Here is an 18546-nt window from a genome sequence, read left to right on the forward strand (position 1 = left end):
ACACGTTCCGACCTCAGATCGGCAAGAATCGCTTGAAAGCGTCTAGAGTCGGGCGTCTGGGAGGTCCGATTCGTGAAACGCCTGACCGCGAAAATCGCGGTGCTTGTGCTCGCGCCAGCCCTGGCGGTCGCGGCGTGTGTGTCGGCACCGTACCCGGAGCAGCCGCCGGATCCGTCGTCGTCGGCCATTCCCCTCAGCGCGTACTACGACCAGGATCTGGACTGGCAATCATGCGGCGGCGAGTTCGAGTGCGCGATGCTTTCGGTGCCTAAGGACTACGAAGACACTTCTGCGGGGGACTTCCAGATCGACATCGTCAGACTCCCATCGACGGGCGACCAGCGCCTGGGCTCTCTGGTCGTGAATCCAGGTGGCCCCGGCGGTAGCGGCGTGGACTATGCCAGGACGGTGGCGCACAGAGTTTCGGGTCAGGTCCGCCGGAGCTACGACATCGTTGGTTTCGACCCCCGCGGTGTGGGAGGCAGCGATCCAGTCGACTGCGTGACCGACTCCGAACTGGACTCCTTCATAGCGGCCGACGGTGCTCCGAGCAATCCGCGGGAGGCCGAGGATCTCGCGGAGATGGCGAAGGAATTCGGCAGGGACTGCGCTGCCACGTCCCCCGACTCGTACAAGTACATGTCAACCGACTCGGTCGCCAGGGACTTGGACATACAGCGCGCCGCTCTCGGTGACGACAAGCTCAACTATCTTGGCAAATCCTATGGAACGCTCATCGGAGAGACCTACCTGAGGCTTTTCGCGGACAAGGTCCGCCGGATGGTTCTGGATGGAGTACTGCCGCCGGATCTGACATCTGAGCAGGTGCATCTCGACCAAGCGATCGGCTTCGAGCAGGAGCTCCGCCGGTTCGTGCGGTATTGCCAGCGGCGGCGGAGCTGTCCTTTGCCCAAGGGGTCCGTGAACAAGGGCGTCGCCAGTATCCAGCGCTTCCTCAAAGATCTGCGAGCGAACCCGATCAAGGCCGAGCGCGATCGACCTCTAACCGAGTCCCTCGCGGCAGGGGCGATTCTCTACTATCTCTACGCCCCGTTCTACGGGGATTGGGACGAGCTCTCAGCCGGTCTGGCACCGGCGTTCCGCGGCGATGGTTCGAAGTTGATGAAGATGCTTGACCGCAGACTCGATCGCAGCTCCGACGGCCAATATCAGGACAACTCCATCGAAGCCTTCTACGCGGTGACATGCTTGGACAGAGCCGCCGAAAGCGATCTGGCTGTACTAGCCAAGCGCGAGAAGGAATGGGCGAAGATCGCTCCGACCTTCGGGGCGAGCGTGGCGTGGTCAGACCTGGTTTGTGGGCAGTGGCCAACACCACCCACAGGGAAACCGTTCAAGGTGGACGGCGCGGGAGCGGGACCCATCCTGGTGGTGTCACCAACCCGGGATCCGGCCACTCCGTTGAAGTGGGCGCGACGGGTCGTGTCGCAACTGACCGATGGTCACCTGATCACGTGGAACGCTGACGGGCACACCGCCTACATGAACGGCTCGGCCTGCGTTGACCGCGCGGTGAACGACTACCTCCTAACCGGCCGCGTGCCCAAAAACGACCCGAGGTGCGAGTAGATGAGACGTCAGATGGGTCTAGGTCGAGTCACGTGCGCCGTCATCGGCGTCTCGCTGCTGGTCGCCGCCAGCGCCTTGCTGGCGCCGCAGACCGTTGGGGGCGGGGCAGCGAGCGCCGACCCTGTGCGGTCCGGGGTGCGAGTCGCATCTGCGTCTGAGCCGAACGAGGCAGTTCTGTCGTGGCTGCGCAGGTCGCTCTCCGGCGGCAAGCCGTGGAACGTAGTAGTAGTGCTCACCGACGACCAACCCAAGTCCATGATGGAGGACATGACGGCGGTGCGCCGACAGGTAGCCGCACGCGGGATCACCTATCCAAACGCGCTCGTCCCCGAGTCCATATGCTGTCCATCTCGCTCCGCCCTTCTGACCGGCCGCCTCTCAGATGAGACTGGCGTGTACGACAACACCCGGAGCGGACCACCCGGTGGATACTGGGCGTTCCGCTCCAACGGGAACGAGAAGCGCACCATCGCGGTCGCGCTCCGCAAGGCTGGATACAGAACGGGGCTCTTCGGCAAGTACTTCAACGAGTTCGGCAAGTACTTCACCGGCAAGTCACCGAAGGGATGGTCCCAGTTCCAGGCATTCACCACGACAAGCCGCAGCGGGCGCTACTTCTCATATCCGGCCAGCACACTGAAGACCAAGCGCCAGAAGCGCCGGGCGGCGTCTGGCAAGGCGGTAAGAAACTACTCAGTCCGAGTTCTGAAGAAGTACTCAACAAAGCACTTCGGTCAGCAGACCGTACGCTTCATCAAGAGCACTCCGCGCCGCAAGCCTCTCTTCGCGCTGCTGACGCCATACGCTCCACACTCCCCATTCCGGGCGAAACAGCAGCATCGCTCGACCCTCACGGACACACGCTGGTGGGCTTCCGACCCGTCCATCATGGAACAGGACGTCTCAGACAAGCCCAAGTACGTCACCGACCAGGACCCCGAGGAGGTCTTGGCCAATAACCCCTTGGGGAGCAAGTACGTCAGGCAGCGGGAAACGCTCCTATCCGTGGACAACCAAGTGCGCAAGATAGTTAAGGTCCTCAGGCGCACAGGACGCCTGCACCGCACTCTGCTTGTGTACACCAGCGACAACGGCTACCTGCATGGTCAGCACAGGCTGATGCGCAAGTTCGTCCCCTATCGGGCCGCGACCGAAGTGCCACTCATGATCAGATACGGGAACAGAACTCCGGTCGGCCTGTCTGACTCCAGGATCGCGGGCGCGAACATCGACCTATCCGCCACGATCATGGCCGCTGCCCATGTGCCGTGGACTTCGGCGGGAATGTCGCTGATCGGGACGGCGAAGCGCACAGGTCTCCCCCTGAAGGCGGCCGCCTATTCGGCCAGTCCGTCAGTAAGGCGCCCACCGTACTGCGGCTGGCGAACTGACCAGGAAGCGTTCGTCCGCTACGGGTCGGGCGAGGAAGAATACTACGACTACGTTTCGGATCCGTTCGAGCTGACGAACCGCGCCGATGACCCAGAAGTGGCCGACCGAGTGGCGGTGCTGCGTTCCGCAGCGCGACTGGCGTGCGCCGACGTGCCACCGGACTTCGGCCCTTCTTTTGACGAGCCGAGCTGGGAGTACCCGCCTGACCCGACCCCGGAGCCGACCCCGGAGCCGACCCCGGAGCCAACCCCCAGCGAGAGCCCCAGCGAGTCGCCCAGCGCAACCCCCTAGCGCCGGAACCGGCCACGGGGGGCGACACAACATAACGTTTCGGTAGCGCTCTGTGGAAAGCCCAAGGCGGGCCTAAAAGGCGCCGACATACAATGTCGGTGATGTCTCGTCTCATCAGCGGTCTGTCCGCCATCGCATTGGGCCTGTCGGCGCTTCTGGCGCCCACGGGGGCTTCCGCGCTGAGTCCGGCCATCTCATCTGAAAAGTCTGACGACAAGGACAAGTCTGGTTCTTCGGAGCGCGACGAAGCCGCCGAGCGCGAAGCCCAAGAGGCAGCGGATAGGGCCGCCGCCGAAGCCGCGATGATCGCCGAAGCCACGAGCCGCCTGCAAGACGATCTATCCCGCACGCGGCAGGTCCGCGAGGCCGCGCGCGACCGCTACCTAGTAGCGAAGCGCCGTGCGGACAAGCTTGCCCGTGAGGTGGCGAAGGACAAGTCCGCTGTGGACCAGGCCCGCCGGATCGTCGGGCAGTACGCCAGGTCGATCTACATGGGCGGGCCGACCGACCTGACCCTCCTCGCCTCCGTGATCGACACCAACGAGCCCGGAGACCTGATCCGACGCGCGGACTCCGCCAGACGGGTGGGCGGAAGCAAGGATTACGAATTCCGTGAGGCCATGGAGGTGTTGCGGCGCACGGAGGAAACCAAGCTCGCATCGGATGCGGCACAAAGTGCCGCCGAGGTCAGCCTTGGTGCGGTGGACGATCAGCTCAACGGGCTTAGACGCCAACTGGCGGGTGTGGCTGGCCAGTGGGCGGACCATCTGGCCGTGACGACGTCGCTGCTGGATCCAGAGCAGGCCGAGCGAAACAGCAAGGCGGCGGCATCCTGGGCTGCGTACCTGACCAGACTCGCGGATCTGCGCGTACCAGTCGTCACGGCTAATCAAATCAAGACTTCAGACCTGCCCGACGGAGTCACGGCATCCCGATCCGTGCCCGGAACAGCGGTGTGGAAGAGCGGGAGCGACCGCGTCGTCGTACTTCCCGAGCGTGTGATCGCAGCTGTGACCTACGCCGTGTCAGCCCTGGGTACGCGGTACCGCTGGCAAGCGAATGCGGCGGGAGAGCTGGATTGCTCGTCTCTGGTCGACCGTGCGTGGAACATGCCGACCGTCGGCCCTTCGGCCAAGGACAACAAGCGCGCTCTCGTGGCCGGAGGAGTTCCCGGGCTAGCCGAACGAACAGCACTGCTGCCCAGCGACAGCGGGATCATCGGCGACATCGCCTTCCTCAGCGACCGTCGGCACGGAGTCAACCACGCTGGCATCATCTTGAATGACTCGACAATGATCGCCGCGGACGCGTCCAGCGGGGGTGTCAACGCCATCCCCATCCCAAGTACTCGCCTGTGGAAGGTGGGCCGACAAGTTCTGCCTGGTCCAAAGAGAGCAAACGCGCTACCCAAGACCACCGGCAAGCCGTGGCAATGCGGCGCGGATCCGTCAGCGCTGATGACGACGCCAGACGGCCAAGTGATCGGCAGTCCAGTGCAGTGCCCCGCGAAACCAGAGGTGTTCGGCGAGCTGAACATGGTTCCCGAAGCGATAGCCGTTGGCCGTTGCGTCGCCGCCATCTGGTCCCAGATCACCACGATCGGGGGATGGCGTCCAAGCGATCCGTATCCCGACCACCCGTCGGGACATGCGGTCGACATCATGATGCCTGGGGGGTGCTCGACAGACCCGGCAAACGTGGCGATCGGGAACGCCATCTCGATGTTCTTCATGAAGCACGCCAAGCGATTCGGCATCAACTACATCATCTGGCACCAGAAGATCTGGACATCAAGCCAGCCCATAATGCAGCCAGCCCAATGGCGTGGCATGAGTGGCCGAGGCAACTGCACCGCCAATCACATGGACCACGTCCACATCACGGTCGGGAATCCGCCTCCTGGAGCAGCCACTCCGCTCCCTTCACCCTCGGATGAGCCGAAGCGCAAGTCGAAGTCGCCCAAGAAGAAGTCGGGCAAGCGCTAGCCCAACTGAGTCTTTGGCCCACCGTCGCGGCGATAGGGGATCACTAGCCCGACTGCTACGATCCCGGCGGGAGGAGGGGGCCGTGTCAAGTCTCGACCTGTCAAGAGTCCAATTCGCGACGACTTCCGTCTACCACTTCCTGTTCGTGCCGCTGACGATCGGCCTGTCGTTCTTCGTGGCGATCCTCCACACGAAGTGGCATCGATCAGGCGACCCGGATCACCGGCGGCTCGTCAAGTTCTTCGGAACGCTGCTTGTCATCAATATCGCTGTCGGCGTGGTCACAGGGCTCGTCCAAGAGTTCGAGTTCGGCATGAACTGGTCCGCGTATTCTCGCTTCGTCGGTGACGTGTTCGGGGCTCCTCTGGCGATGGAAGGCCTGGCGGCCTTCTTCCTGGAATCGACTTTCCTGGGGCTGTGGCTGTTCGGATGGGACAGGCTGCCAAAGCGCGTGCACCTGGCATGCATTTGGCTCGTCGCGATCGGGACAGTCCTATCGGCGATGTTCATCATGGTCGCCAACTCGTGGATGCAGAACCCAGTCGGGTATGAGATCAACCAGTCAACCGGGCGCCCCGAACTCAACGACATCTCAGCCCTGTTCACCAACCCGGTCTTCGTGTGGGGGTTCGTCCACGTACTGCTCGCTTCGGCGGTGACGGGTGGGCTGTTCGTGCTTGGCGTTTCGGCGTGGCAGCTTCGGCGGGGCCGCGACGTGCGCATGTTCCACTACAGCGCCAAGATCGCCATCGTCGCACTGATCCCGGCGATTCTGGGCGTCATGGGAGTCGGCAGTGAGCTCGGTGTGATCGGCGCGGAGTTCCAGCCGATGAAGGTCGCGGCCGCCGAGGCCCAGTGGGAAACCTGCCAGCCTTGCTCCTTCAGTGCGTTCCAGACCGGAGGGAACAGCAGCGCCGACAAAGCCAGCCACGTGATCGAGATCCCGAACCTCCTATCGGTTCTGGCTACCAATTCTCCCGACGGCGAGGTTCTCGGTCTGAATGAGCTGAACGCCCAGTACCAGCAGCAGTACGGGGCCGGAGACTACATACCCAACGTCTTCGTCCAGTACTGGTCAATGCGCGTCATGGCCTACCTGGCCAGCCTCGTGGCGCTCGTGGTGTTCATCGGCGCCTGGCTGCTGTTCCGGCGCAAGCTGGATACCGCGCGATGGTTCCTGCCCGTCGCCATGATCGCCACTTTCACGCCGTACTTGATGAATGCCGCCGGCTGGATACTCACTGAGACCGGCCGGCAACCCTGGATCGTCCAAGGCCTCATGCTCACGGAGGACGGAGTTTCCCCGCCGATCTCCGCGCTCGACGTCTGGATCAGCATGTCGGTGTTCGTCCTTCTATACGTGATCCTGGCGATCGTGTGCGGCTCCCTGCTGTTGCGCTACGTCCGCAAGGGCCTGCCCGATCCAGAAGCTGACGGCGACGGTCACGATCTTCTACCCACCTTGACTTACTAGGAGTGCCCGTGGACTTGCAGGTGCTGTGGTTCATCGTCATAGCCGTACTGTGGACAGGATTCTTCATCCTGGAAGGCTTCGACTTCGGAGTCGGAGCTCTGCACGCGCTGATTGGGCGCTCCGAGATCGAGCGCCGCGTGGCCATCAACTCCGTCGGACCGTTCTGGGACGGCAACGAAGTCTGGCTAATCGTCGGAGGCGCGGCGATCTTCGCGGCCTTCCCGGCTTGGTACGCGACCATGTTCTCCGGTTTGTACTTGGCCCTGGTTTTGATACTCGCCGCGTTGATGGTCCGCGGCACCGCCTTCGAGTACAGGGGTAAGGGCAAGACGCAGCGCTGGCGCTCCAACTGGAGTCGAGGGCTCGCGGTCGGCAGCGTTCTGGCGCCACTGCTCATAGGCGTGGGGCTCGGCGACCTGTTGGCGGGGCTCCCGATCGGCGCCGACCAGGAATACACGGGCACATTCTGGAACGTCTTGACTCCATACGGGCTAGCCACAGGAGTGACTCTGCTTGTTCTGTGCCTGATGCACGGTTCCGCTTTCCTAGCGTTGAAGACAACCGATGAGGTAAGCCGGCGATCCGAGGCGCTGGCCCGCCCGCTGTCCCTGGCCGCGCTGACGCTGGTCGTGATCTGGGGCATCTGGACGGGCCTGGTCGGCGGATCGAACTCGCCTGTCGCGCTCGCGCTGCAGGCATTGATGGTCGTCGGAGCGATCCTCGCCGCCGTCCGGGTCAGGACAGGGAATCAAGGTCAAGCATTCGCGGCCAGCGCCATCACGATCGGTGCGGCCGTCGCTTCGTTGTTCGCCAGTCTCTACCCCAACGTCATGGTGTCTAGCACCAGCGCGGCGAACAACCTCACCGTCGCGGGCACCGCCTCAGGGGACTACGCCCTGAGAATCATGAGCATTGTCGCGGTTGTCCTGTTCCCGGTGGTCCTGATCTACCAGGGCTGGACCTACCACGTGTTTCGCAAGCGCGTCTCGGCGCCAGCTCAGTCCTGACCGTCAGTCCGCGGCAGGAAGCTACCCGAGCGCGGAATAGGCCAGAAGAGCGGCGAACAGGAACGCTATGGCGGCGTTGATCTGCTTGGCGTGGCTCCTCGTGAAGCGGTTCATGGCGCTCAACCACCTGTCCGAACGCGAGCCCATCAACGTAACCGCCAGCGCGGGCAAGATGACCGGGGCCAGAGTGCAGAAGAACACCAGAGCCAGCATCAACCCTTGGGTCACCAAGCTCGTCGCTGAATTCATGATGTCGTGGGTGGCTGGCAGTATCAGGACCACGCTCGAGAAGTTCGTGACCATGCCCGTCAAGCCGACCGCTACGAATGTCCCGAGGCCGGCGTTCTTCAGGCGCGCCGCGGTCTTGGCTGGTGGCTTGCCCTGATCCTTCCCCCTGCGTAGCGCCCGGACGCCCAGCAGTAGGAGCAGGGCAGCCGCCGCTAGCTTGATGAGTCGCTCGGTCTCGGACATATGAGTCGACGAGAGCGTGACGGTCGCGGCGACCGTCGCCAGGACGAACATGTAGGCACCAGCCGCTATCGCCACACCCAGGGCGAATGACCATGCGCGCGCCACCGGGCGAATCGCTCCCGACAGGATCAGCAGCTGCAGCCCCAGAAGAGTTGGGCTCACCGCGGCCCCGAGAGCCAACGGAACGACTTCCGCCTCCAGCGATGTCACACCAAGACGGTAGCGTCCTCTCGCACGAACAATCAGCTGTGCGCTGGTACTGCCGGGGCCACAGTGCGACTTCGTCGAGTAATCAGCCATCCGGCCAGCCACGCCAGAGTCGCCACGGCGATCACGAAGAAGCTCGGCGGAAGGTTGAACATCGCCGAAAGCGTCAAGCCGAACCACACCGAAGCGATGCTGATCAGCGACCCGATCGCGATGACCGCAGCCGGGCGTGCCGTGACCATGAACGCGGTCGCGGCGGGCGTCACGACCAGTCCGAACAGCAGCAGGGTGCCTACGACCTGCACCGCCATCGTGATAACCAATGCGAGTAGCAGCATGAACACAATGCTCAGGGTTCGCACCGGCAGCCCTTTCGCCTCAGCGACCAGCGGGTCCAGTGAAGCGAACCTGAGAGGCCGGAACACGACGGCGATCGCGGCCACCAGCGCGAACATCAGCCCCGCGAACAGGACCAGTTCACTGGTCTTGATGGCCAGAAGGTTCCCGAACAGCACACTGGTCACGGTGGCCGCGCCCTGCGTCGCGAGGCTGGCGAACAGGATCCCCAATCCCGAAGCGAAAGCCAGGACCGTCCCTGTGGCCACTTCTCGCTGGGACGCCCTGTCTCCAAGCACACCGATGACGAGGCCTCCAACGGCGCAGAACACGAGCAGGCCCAGTGAGATAGGAGCCCCGACGAGCAACGCTCCCGTAGCCCCGGGAAACCCTATGTGCGCTAGGGCGTGCGCCGCGAAAGCGCTGGATCGAATGATCACGAAGTAGCCGATCAGGCCCGAGGCGAGGGCAACGACGGTTCCGCCCAGGAATGCGTTCCGCATGAAGGTGGACGTAACTACGTCAATCCATTCCGGCTCGAACCCCGCCGCGATCTGATTGGTCACGCTCATCCGCTCCTCGTGAACAGGTCGCCCTGCGCTGTCCTGACGACACGGATCTTCGTCCCATACAAGTGAGTCAGAAGCTCCTCGCTTACCGCTTCGTCCAACGACGCGTAATGCGCGTGACCGTCGAACAGGTAGATGACGCTGTTGATGAGCGACAGCAGGGGGTTCAGGTCGTGAGTGACGATCAGGATCCCGATACCACGCTGATCATGCACGCGGCCGAGCACAGATACCAGCTCGTTCTGGTTCCTCAGGTCCAAGCTGGCGAACGGTTCGTCCAGCACGAGGAGCTCCGGGTCGCCGACGAGAGCGCGGGCAATCGCGACTCGCTGCTGCTGGCCACCTGACAGGTCAGCGACCCGCCGATCGCCAGATTCCGCCGCCCCAGCGTCCGCCAGAGCAGCATCTACGTCATCCAACTGTCTCTGAGTAGCCCGACGAAGCCCCCACTGGTACCCGGTCAAGCCCATCATCACCTGATCACGCGCCAGCAAGAACTCCCCGCTGGCCGTGCCGTAATGCTGCGGCACGTAGCCGACTCGCCGATCACCCTTGCGGGGACGCGTTCCGAGCACTTCGACTGATCCGCTCGCGGGAGGCAGCAGTCCCAAAAGCAAGTGCAGCAGCGTGGTCTTGCCGGAACCGTTGGGGCCAATCACGGCCACGACGGAGCCCTGGGGCACGTCGAAGGAACCTTCCGACCAGATCAACGATCCATGCCGCGCCACGCTCACGTCGCGCAGACTGATCATGGGGGCGACGTCGCTCATCCTCGCACCCCCAGTGCCCCAGCCAGAGCCCTGAGCTGACTGACTTGCCAGTCAGCGAACGATGAGGCACCGGGAACCACCGTCTCAGTCACCGCCACTACTGGAACGGAGGCTTCTCTAGCGTCCCGCTCGATCATCTCCGGCACAGCGCCCGATACCTGCGAGTTGAATATCAACACCGCCATTTGGTGACCTTCCAATGCCGCCTTGAAGTCCTTGAGGTCTCCCGGGGACGGCTCCCCTTCGTTCGCGGAGGACCGCCGGTATCCAGCTGGGGTCCGATTGACCAGGCCCAGTGCGTCGGCCATGTAGTCGAACAACGGTTCGGTGGCTCCGAAGGGCTTCCCGGCGGCTTGCTTCCTGATGCGCGCGATCTCGGCATAGTAGGGCCGCATGGACTCGGTCCAAGCGGCCTGCCGCGCTGCGAAGTACCCCGCCGCATCCGGCGACTGCGCAGACAGTTGCCGCGTTATCGCACGCGCCGTCTCGGCCACGTACTCGGGGCTGTACCACAGGTGGGGGTTGGCTCCGGCGGACACTCGATTCACTACTGCCGCGTCCACCACATCTGGCTGAGCGGGCAGAGCCTCCACGACACCAGAGGCCCACGCGTCATACCCCGCACCGTTGACGACTACTAGGTCGGCCTCATCAAATGCCGCCAGATCGGACGGCGTCGGCTCGAAGTCGTGGGGATCGATGGATGAGTTGGCCACGGCAGTTGTGACCTGCGCGCATTCCCCACCGAGCTGCTGAGCGATGTCGCCCCACTGGTCGACGCTGGCGACCACTTCCACTACTCGCCCACCACACGAGGAGCCGACTACGCCGCCATCTGGCGCGGTCTGCGAGCACGCGACAACCGTCAGCGTGGCTGCGGCCATCAGGGCCGCCAGGCGAGTCCCCATCCGGGCCCCCATCCGGTACAGTTGATAATGACATTCATAACCGTATCATCCCGCAACGGCCACACGCACGGATCAAGTGACACAATGCCGTGGAACAACTGGGAGGACTGCAGCATGTCTGACGCGGAGGCTCCAGACAATGCGGGCGTGCGGCTCCCGGGCGCTCTCCGCGCGACCAGGCAGCGGCTGGCGGTGGCGGCGGCACTGGACGACGAGGCGGCCTTCCGGTCCGCCCAGAGTCTCCACGAGGCGATTCGGGGCCGTGGCGTGCGGGTGGGTCTGACTACCGTCTACCGGACTTTGCAGGCGCTGGCCGACGCAGGCGAAGTTGATGTAATTCAGCGGGCGGATGGCGAGTCTGTCTATCGACGGTGCGCGGTAGCCGAGCATCACCATCACCTGGTTTGCCGCATGTGCGGTACGACCGTGGACATAGAGGCCCCTGCGGTGGAACGGTGGGCCGGAAAGGTCGCCGAGCAGCACGAGTTCACCGAAGTCAGTCACTCGACGGAGATCTTCGGCGTCTGTCCTCGATGCGGCGCTCAGTAGTCGGCGGCGGGAGCCGTCTCCCCTCCCCGCCAGAGCTTGGATTCCGGAACCGGCCGCCTGCGCGAGATCAGGTAGGCCGCCATCGCTGACAGGCCCGCGATGATCTGAGGCAGGAACCAGATAAGCCTCCACAGCAGATCTGCCGCGACTGCCACTGATCCCGGCGCCCCGAACGCGACGAGCAATCCGATCAGGGCAGCGTCCACTGTGCCGAGCCCGCCTGGCGTCACAGGTATCGAGACCAGCAGGAGCGCCACGGAGTAGGCAGCGAAGATCTCGATGATGCTCAGCTGTTCCCCGACGGCGTCCAGTCCCACCAGGGCGAAGAAGAGTACGAACAAGGGCATGATCTGGGCGGCCACGTTTGTAACTGTGAGCTGCTTCCACTTCTGCGCCACCAAGCCGTGCGCGTTCTCGCGGAACTCAACCAGCGAGCCAACGAAGTCCGGGGTCTCGCGATGAAGTCGGTGGAACACAGGGCCGATGAGTCGCTCCGCGAGACGGCCGACCCTTCGAGCGCCGGACTCGCTGCGCAGAACAATCACGATGAGAATCACCGAGACCAGAACGACAGCCAGGCCGATGATGGCGATCGTGGCCATACCAGCGGTCGACCGGCCTTCAACCACGAGCAGCGTCACTGCCACTGCCGGCATCCCAAGCGTGAGCAGATACGTCCACACAGCGTCAGCACTCACTGCCGCTGCGGACAAGGCCGACGGCACACCGTAGCGCGACAACATGGAGTACTGGGTACCTACAGCGATAGCGCCGCCTCCGGGGATCGCGTTGCTGACGAGAAATCCCGCCTGCCGCTCCGAGAACCCCCTCCAGTAGCCAAGGCGGGGGATGGCCACAAGGACAGTGAATGGGTACACCGCGATGTTGGCGAGCCCCGCGACGACGACCGCGAGTATCCAAACCACGGGCATGTCCGCCAGCTCCTTGAGCGCCTCCTGATAGGAGGAGGCCTGAGGAAGCAGGAGCGCGAAGACAGCCACCACGACGATCACGCCAACCAGCGCGGTGATCACGAATCGTCTGCGACTATGCCGCGTCTTTACCCCGTCTGGCACGACGTTCTCGGGAGGCACGAGTTGATGTTATTGCCAATTCAGTCCACGCTGGCGCGATAGGGAGATCGGAGGGACGCGACATGGGAATCACCTTGGCCCACGTTGATGCCTTCAGCAGCGAACCATTCGCTGGCAATCCGGCGGCCGTGTGCTTGCTCCCGCAGCCCAAGGATCCCGCCTGGCTCCAATCCGTCGCCCTGGAGATGAACCTGTCCGAAACCGCGTTCGTAGTCCGGAGGGGCGGATCAGACTTCGACCTGCGATGGTTCACTCCGACGTGCGAGGTCGACTTGTGTGGGCACGCGACTCTGGCCAGCGCTCATGTGCTCTGGGAGATGGAAGTCTTGGCCGACTTCGAACCAGCGACGTTCCACACCGCCAGCGGCGTGTTGACCGCCTCGAGCCGGGATGAGTGGATCGAACTTGACTTCCCGGCGATCACTGCTCGCCCGTGCCCGCCGCCCGAGGGTCTGCTCGCAGCGCTGGGAATCGAAGCCGACTATGTCGGGCGCAGCGCATCCGACTACCTAGTGGAGGTGAGCCAGGAGTCCACAGTGCGTCACATCCGGCCCGACTTCGAGCTGCTGAAGCAGCTTCCGGCCCAGGGAGTGATCGTTACCAGCGCTTCGAACGGGGGCTTCGACTTCGTCTCCAGGTACTTCGCTCCAGCCGCTGGCATCGATGAGGACCCGGTGACGGGATCAGCGCACTGCTGTCTGGCACCGTTCTGGAGTCGGAAGCTCGGCCGCAGCCGTCTGGTTGGCGAACAAGTTTCCCAACGCGGTGGAATCGTCCGCGTCACACTGGCCGGTGATCGAGTGAAACTCGCCGGTCAAGCCGTCACGGTTGCCGTCGGCGAGCTCATGATCTGACCAGACGGCTCCGTGTCAGGCGCAGCCCCACGGACCCCAGCCTGAGCGCTTCCACAGCTTCCACGCCATGTGGTTCTGGGCGAACTTCGGGGCGTTGCTGGCGTAACGCGCGTACCGGCGCCCGCCTATGCCATTCCACGTCCCGGCTGCGAACTGCCAGGCGCCGTAGTACCCGTTGCCTGTGTTGATCTTGTATCTGCCGCCAGATTCACACCGAACGACAGAGCGAGCCTTCGGGGTGCGCGCCCATTTCTTCGAAATCGCGATCCTGCGCAGTGCGGTGCGGCCCAGGTGGTAGCGCTTGATGTGCTTGACCTTGACGGGCGGTTTCGCCGCCTTCGCTTGGGTCCGCACGGCTGGACTCGCCGCGGGAACTGGTGCCGCCGATGCTGGCGCGGCGGCCAACGTCAGGGCTGATGCCGACAATACGGCGGCAAGGGGCATGGCAAGGACGGGCTTTCGCACGATGATCCTTTGTCGACGGTCCCCTCGCGCGACGCTCGGCCTCTGGGCCGGCCACACTAAACTAATCGGGGCTGACACGCGGGGTGTGATCCCGCCGATACGCCGCGGCACGATGCTCGGCCACTGGCGCACGTCCTTCGACCGTAGGCCATGTCGAGCATGTGGCTCAAGGGCGATCCGTGTGAGCCATCTCGCACCATCACCCACGTTTGAACTGTTGAGCTACCGCGACATCTGGTCCTGGCAGAGCTGGAACTGCCACTCGCGACAGATCGGAACTGCCCCCGGCGCAGAAGCGGCCGCTCCCGACAAACGCGCCCGTTACGCGAAGAAACGTGCGTTACAACGGGCGCGTCTGTACCCAAACAGTCGCGTTTGTTCGGAACGGCCGTAAAGTCGGCCCGGAGGCGGGTGGAAGCAGGCGCCTTCGGCGGCAGCGGCCGCTTCGACGGACGAGTGATGGTTCGAAGGGTGGATTGATGAAACAGCGAACGAGCATCCTGACCGCGCTGATCGGACTCCTGGCAGTCGCGACGATCGCTCCAGTCGGCCGAGGGACTGGGAGCGCTGCGGCCCGGACTGAGGCGGCCGAACAGTCTCCAGCGACGAGTGCGGCAGTCCTCGAAGGGGAACTCAAGCCGCGCCACATCAGGAGGCGGACATCGGCCAGGTGGCTGTCTGGCCCTTCAGTCACCAACCAGTCCCGCGACGGCAAGATCGGGCTCATGGCGAGCTCATCATCGCTGATCGTCGCCGCGCGCAGAGCCATCAAGTCCAGCCCGCTCATCGATGGCCGTAATCCCCGAAAGGCCGAGTTTGGGGAGCCGTACGTTCCTCAGGAATCGTGCGTGCCCATCGAGCTTCCGGGTGTAGCGGCTTTCAGAGAGTTCCTGCTTGAGGCCTTCCCGCGCCCACCCGAGAGCCTGTGGATCTACAACATCCTTCGCGGATGCGACGTGCCAGGAGTCAGCGAGCACGAGGAGGGCCGGGCCCTCGACTTCGAAGCCGATCAACGCGATCCAGTGCAGCTCGCCCAGGCCACCAGGTTTCTCAAGTGGCTGACAGCGCACAAGGGGTACCAGGCCAAGAGATTCGGGATCATGTACGTGATCTACCGGCAGAAGATCTGGGCTTCCTACAAGCCTTACTGGCGGCACATGTCAAGTCGTGGAAACAGGACCGCGAACCATCGTGACCACATCCACTTCTCGTTTACCTGGAACGGGGCGCTGAAGCGGACGAGCTACTGGAAGGGCAAGACGTCGGCCATGAACTACGGTCCCTGCCCCGTGTGGTCGAATCAGTTCGCCCCGATATCGATCAAGTGGCGCGGGCGCCACCCGAGGACCAGTTCATGCCCTGGGCGTCCTCGCGTGCCGAGGAAGTGGCGTTCGGCGGCAGCGGCCTCGCTGATGCCATGGAAGTCCGGCGGACGGGTCATGCGTCTCCAGGAGTACCTCGTCGAGCAGGGACTGCTCAAGGCCGAGCCAACGGGTACCTTCGGCGCTGCCACCTACAGGGCGATCCGCCGCTGGCAGAAGCAGAACTCGGTTCCACGAACCGGGGTCTGGGATGTCCAGACGCAGCACCAGTCGGGCCTTACGTTCGTACGTAACAGCTAGACCTGAATCCATCGCCGTCACTCGCCTCCGCGGAGGCCCCGGTGATGCGAATCCCTGTTGATCAAGCTCGTCCGCGGTCTTCCCTTCCTGAGTGTTCGTCGACGTCCATGATCATCAGAGGATCTGCACCATCTAGCTGCCTTGGACCTGGAGTAGCGGAGCGACTTCCACCGGAGGGTTCGAAGGTTCGGCCCGACACCGAGTAGCGCTTCAGCGCGCAACCCGCCTTAGCGATTGGCATCATCAAAGACAAGGGACCGATTTCAGGAGGCGATCATGGGTTTCGGGCAAGCGATATCTACCTGTTTGCGCAAGTACGTGGTATTCGAAGGCCGCGCACGTCGGAGCGAGTTCTGGTTCTGGGTCTTGTTTGTGTTCATCGTCGTCGTAGTCGCGGCGATCGTTGACCAGGCGCTTGGCCTGAGGCTCTACCAATTCGACACCGTCCAAGGATCTCAGTCATACTCCTTCGCCAGCTCGATCGGGATACTCTCCACGATCGCCTCGCTGGCGCTCTTGCTACCCGGCATCTCTGTGTCAGTCCGCCGTCTTCACGACTCGAACAACAGCGGTTGGTGGTGGTGGCTGAACCTCCTGAACTTCCTATGCGGACTCGGGGCGATAATCCTGATCTTCGCCTTCTACATCCGGCCTAGCGACGCCGGTGAGAACAAGTACGGCCCAGCGCCAAGCTGATAGTCGCCCCAACCTCGGCGAGCAGAGGCGATTCGGGCAGTGGCGTCTCGATCACGACGACGACGGAATCGGCGTCGAAGTCAGGCCAGCTACTTCTGACCGTCTTGGCGGATAGACCACAGAGCTACGGCGCGTTGTCTCCACGTCTGCTCAACCCAGATCTGCCTTGCCTTGCGCACCTCGCGCCGACGAATGTGCCTGAACTGCTGGAGCCGTCCCCGATCTGCCATCTCATCGTCGCCGATGAAGGACCCGGCCGCTTCCAGCATCACGCCTCGGGCGGCCCGAACGAGGTCTCGGTCGATCATTCGCTCAAGCTAGTGGGACGCGCCACCCAGGCGCGACGGTGACACGCACGACTCCGAGGGCAACGCGGGCTCAACGCCGACGATCGCCTTCCTTGCGGCTGTACACGACAATGAGGTACGCCACCGCGGCGAACGAGCCCGAATAGCCCAACCACTCCATCCCGACCCGCATGCCGATAACCGTCCCAATGATGCCGAGACCGATGGCGAGCGCCAGCGCGATCACGATCTGCTTGCCGGTAATAGCGCTCGACATCGCGCCGCCTCTCGCTCGATTGCTCCCGTCCCGAGGCTACCTTCGACACAGCGGAATCAGCGCCGCCACGGCCGAGCGATCACACGAGAACTCGCGCCACGTAGCCAGCATGGTCGGACGCCCAGAGCGGCGCTGGCCCCGAGCGGAACTTGCGGGCCCCAACTCGTTTCGCTGACAGGGTCTCAACGCTGCCATGGGTCAATATCAGGTCGATACGTGAACGCAGCGCCGACTCCGTGTTGGCCAAGTCAGGATCCTGGCAGCACGTCGAACCGCCACCGCGTTTCCCCGCAGCCACCCAGGTATCGGTGAAGAACTCCCGAGTCAGGAGTGCGTAGGTGTCGCTCATGCGACCGTCCGCGTCAGTATTCAGGTCGCCGGCAAGGACGACAGGTTGCTCGGGGCTGCCGCTGCCCGCGATCCGCAGTATCTCCTCAGCCTGCGCCCTCTGAATCTCGGAACCGCCGGACTGACCCAGTGGATTCGATGCGACTTCGAGATGCGTGGCGATGAACCGCAGCTCTGATCCCGCATAGGTCAGGTGAACCGAGGCCCAGCCGCGGTTGAAGTCCAGCACGTGGCCGTCGGCGCGGAGGACTCGTTGCGCCTGGAAGTCTCCGTTTCCAGGTGTGTGAAACTCCAGGCCGTCAAGGTTCAGGTCGACGAGGATGACGTCGCGGTTGCGGAAACCCATCATCTCAACGCCCGGGGCCGTCGGGCCTCCCCGCGCGAACGGTATGCGCAGATCGGCGCCTCTCGTTTGACAAGCGACTCCGTACTCCATCCCCTCACGACTCAGCTCGTCCAGCAGGATGTCCAGGTAGTCCCCCTCCAGCGGCCCGGCGCCGTCCTGTGAGGCCCAGCTAGCCACCTCATTCAGAGCGATCGCGGCCGGCCGCTCGCGGAGGATCGTCCGGGCAATCGCTGCTGCCCTTGAGGGGAAATCTGTGCCAGCGGCTTGCTGGTAAACCACAGCTGCGGCATCCAGCAACCGCTGTCCCCAGCGGCCCTCAGCGGCGTCCGTGATCACAGACACATCCGCGCCCAAATACAGGTTGTACGTCATCAAACCCAAGGGGCCACGGCGTTCCATGGGCCCAATCTTGCTCGAATCGTTACTGCGATTGGTGGAGAAAGCGGGCGAAGCTGTTTGACAGGACGCCGCCTGACCGATCAAGGTAGATGAGAGGGAAGGGGTACGAATGCTATCCAACAGAGCCGGAAGAGTCGCGATCGCGGCGTCACTCGCAGCGGGCCTGATGGTTCCGACTTGGGCCGCCACCGCAGCGAGCGGAGCGACCACAAGCGTTGCCGCGCACACGCCAGGGCATGGGGCCGGGACGCACTCCCAGAGCGAGAAGCGGGAATGCAAGGCAGCCGCTAGGGCCGCCCACAAGGCCGCGCTCAAGGCCGCGCACAAGACCAAGAAGGACGCCTATCGCACAGCGCGCCAGGAGTTCCGCACGGCCACTGAGGCAGAGCGCGCCGATCTCAAAGCCGCCCTCAAGGCAGCTACTAGCAACGAAGATCGCCAAGCAGCCCGCGAGGCCTTCCGGGACGCCACCGAGACCGAGCGAAAGGCCCGCAACGCGGCCAGGAAAGATGCCCGTACCGAAATGAGGGCAGCTGTGAAGAGCGCGCACAAGGACTTCCGCGCCGCCAAGAAAGAGTGCCGCGCCTGACCGAGTAGCAGATCAACGCC

The 18546-nt window shown here is 63.7% G+C and carries 19 protein-coding genes; 10 read left to right on the plus strand and 9 right to left on the minus strand.

Going from position 1 to position 18546, the window contains the following annotated elements; genetic code table 11:
* Positions 1 to 72: 72 nt before the first annotated feature.
* From Q8P38_06230 to cydB, 5 genes are all read left to right on the plus strand, one after another.
* Positions 73 to 1590 carry an alpha/beta hydrolase gene (locus tag Q8P38_06230; GenBank protein MDP4014199.1) on the plus strand — a complete coding sequence of 506 codons (1518 nt, stop codon included), beginning with the start codon at positions 73 to 75 and terminating at the stop codon, positions 1588 to 1590.
* A complete protein-coding gene (locus Q8P38_06235; GenBank protein ID MDP4014200.1) occupies positions 1591 to 3273 on the plus strand; it encodes a sulfatase-like hydrolase/transferase in 1683 nt (560 codons plus the stop codon). It begins immediately after the preceding gene.
* Positions 3274 to 3374: 101 nt separating this feature from the next.
* On the plus strand, positions 3375 to 5258 hold the full coding sequence (locus tag Q8P38_06240) for an NlpC/P60 family protein (GenBank protein ID MDP4014201.1): 1884 nt from the start codon (positions 3375 to 3377) through the stop codon (positions 5256 to 5258).
* A gap of 82 nt (positions 5259 to 5340) precedes the next feature.
* Entirely contained in the window at positions 5341 to 6732 is a 1392-nt protein-coding gene (locus Q8P38_06245) for a cytochrome ubiquinol oxidase subunit I (GenBank protein ID MDP4014202.1), read from the plus strand.
* Positions 6733 to 6740: 8 nt separating this feature from the next.
* The gene (cydB, locus tag Q8P38_06250) at positions 6741 to 7739 is read left to right on the plus strand and encodes a cytochrome d ubiquinol oxidase subunit II (GenBank protein ID MDP4014203.1); all 999 of its coding nucleotides are present in this window, start codon (positions 6741 to 6743) and stop codon (positions 7737 to 7739) included.
* 21 nt (positions 7740 to 7760) lie between these two features.
* Here the strand turns inward: cydB and Q8P38_06255 are convergent, their stop codons facing one another.
* Genes Q8P38_06255 through Q8P38_06270 form a run of 4 tightly spaced genes read right to left on the minus strand, consistent with a single transcriptional unit; the run spans position 7761 to position 11000 of the window.
* Positions 7761 to 8420, minus strand: a complete 660-nt coding sequence (locus Q8P38_06255; GenBank protein ID MDP4014204.1) for a GAP family protein — start codon at positions 8418 to 8420, stop codon at positions 7761 to 7763.
* Positions 8421 to 8452: 32 nt separating this feature from the next.
* Positions 8453 to 9325 (minus strand): metal ABC transporter permease, encoded by an 873-nt coding sequence (locus Q8P38_06260; GenBank protein MDP4014205.1) that lies wholly within the window; start codon positions 9323 to 9325, stop codon positions 8453 to 8455.
* On the minus strand, positions 9322 to 10092 hold the full coding sequence (locus Q8P38_06265) for an ATP-binding cassette domain-containing protein (protein ID MDP4014206.1): 771 nt from the start codon (positions 10090 to 10092) through the stop codon (positions 9322 to 9324). Before Q8P38_06265 ends, Q8P38_06260 begins: the two co-directional genes overlap by 4 nt.
* Complete coding sequence (locus Q8P38_06270) at positions 10089 to 11000, minus strand: zinc ABC transporter substrate-binding protein (GenBank protein ID MDP4014207.1); 912 nt, start codon at positions 10998 to 11000, stop codon at positions 10089 to 10091. The genes Q8P38_06265 and Q8P38_06270 overlap by 4 nt, the downstream gene beginning before the upstream one ends.
* Before the next feature lie 27 nt (positions 11001 to 11027).
* On the opposite strand from Q8P38_06270, the gene Q8P38_06275 reads away from it, so the two are divergent.
* The gene (locus Q8P38_06275; GenBank protein ID MDP4014208.1) at positions 11028 to 11549 is read left to right on the plus strand and encodes a Fur family transcriptional regulator; all 522 of its coding nucleotides are present in this window, start codon (positions 11028 to 11030) and stop codon (positions 11547 to 11549) included.
* Here the strand turns inward: Q8P38_06275 and Q8P38_06280 are convergent.
* Positions 11543 to 12643: a YbhN family protein gene (locus tag Q8P38_06280; GenBank protein ID MDP4014209.1), complete on the minus strand. Its 1101-nt coding sequence runs from the start codon at positions 12641 to 12643 to the stop codon at positions 11543 to 11545. The genes Q8P38_06275 and Q8P38_06280 overlap by 7 nt on opposite strands.
* A 62-nt stretch (positions 12644 to 12705) precedes the next feature.
* On the opposite strand from Q8P38_06280, the gene Q8P38_06285 reads away from it, so the two are divergent.
* On the plus strand, positions 12706 to 13497 hold the full coding sequence (locus tag Q8P38_06285) for a PhzF family phenazine biosynthesis protein (GenBank protein ID MDP4014210.1): 792 nt from the start codon (positions 12706 to 12708) through the stop codon (positions 13495 to 13497).
* A gap of 15 nt (positions 13498 to 13512) precedes the next feature.
* Here Q8P38_06285 and Q8P38_06290 read toward each other — a convergent pair whose 3' ends face one another.
* A complete protein-coding gene (locus Q8P38_06290) occupies positions 13513 to 13962 on the minus strand; it encodes a transglycosylase family protein (protein MDP4014211.1) in 450 nt (149 codons plus the stop codon).
* A gap of 479 nt (positions 13963 to 14441) precedes the next feature.
* On the opposite strand from Q8P38_06290, the gene Q8P38_06295 reads away from it, so the two are divergent.
* On the plus strand, positions 14442 to 15584 hold the full coding sequence (locus tag Q8P38_06295) for a peptidoglycan-binding domain-containing protein (protein ID MDP4014212.1): 1143 nt from the start codon (positions 14442 to 14444) through the stop codon (positions 15582 to 15584).
* A 276-nt stretch (positions 15585 to 15860) separates the two neighbouring features.
* On the plus strand, positions 15861 to 16280 hold the full coding sequence (locus Q8P38_06300) for a DUF805 domain-containing protein (GenBank protein MDP4014213.1): 420 nt from the start codon (positions 15861 to 15863) through the stop codon (positions 16278 to 16280).
* A gap of 89 nt (positions 16281 to 16369) precedes the next feature.
* On the opposite strand, the gene Q8P38_06305 is transcribed toward Q8P38_06300, so the two are convergent.
* The 3 genes from Q8P38_06305 to Q8P38_06315 all read right to left on the minus strand — a co-directional run bounded on the left by Q8P38_06305 (position 16370) and on the right by Q8P38_06315 (position 17937).
* Positions 16370 to 16588 carry a hypothetical protein gene (locus tag Q8P38_06305; protein MDP4014214.1) on the minus strand — a complete coding sequence of 73 codons (219 nt, stop codon included), beginning with the start codon at positions 16586 to 16588 and terminating at the stop codon, positions 16370 to 16372.
* A gap of 70 nt (positions 16589 to 16658) precedes the next feature.
* Positions 16659 to 16844, minus strand: a complete 186-nt coding sequence (locus tag Q8P38_06310; GenBank protein ID MDP4014215.1) for a hypothetical protein — start codon at positions 16842 to 16844, stop codon at positions 16659 to 16661.
* A 79-nt stretch (positions 16845 to 16923) separates the two neighbouring features.
* Positions 16924 to 17937, minus strand: a complete 1014-nt coding sequence (locus Q8P38_06315; GenBank protein ID MDP4014216.1) for an endonuclease/exonuclease/phosphatase family protein — start codon at positions 17935 to 17937, stop codon at positions 16924 to 16926.
* Between the two features lie 109 nt (positions 17938 to 18046).
* Here Q8P38_06315 and Q8P38_06320 point away from each other — a divergent pair, with 109 nt between their 5' ends.
* On the plus strand, positions 18047 to 18526 hold the full coding sequence (locus Q8P38_06320) for a hypothetical protein (GenBank protein MDP4014217.1): 480 nt from the start codon (positions 18047 to 18049) through the stop codon (positions 18524 to 18526).
* The last annotated feature ends 20 nt before the right edge of the window (positions 18527 to 18546 follow it).

This window comes from Candidatus Nanopelagicales bacterium (genome assembly GCA_030700225.1).
Taxonomy (GTDB): domain Bacteria; phylum Actinomycetota; class Actinomycetes; order S36-B12.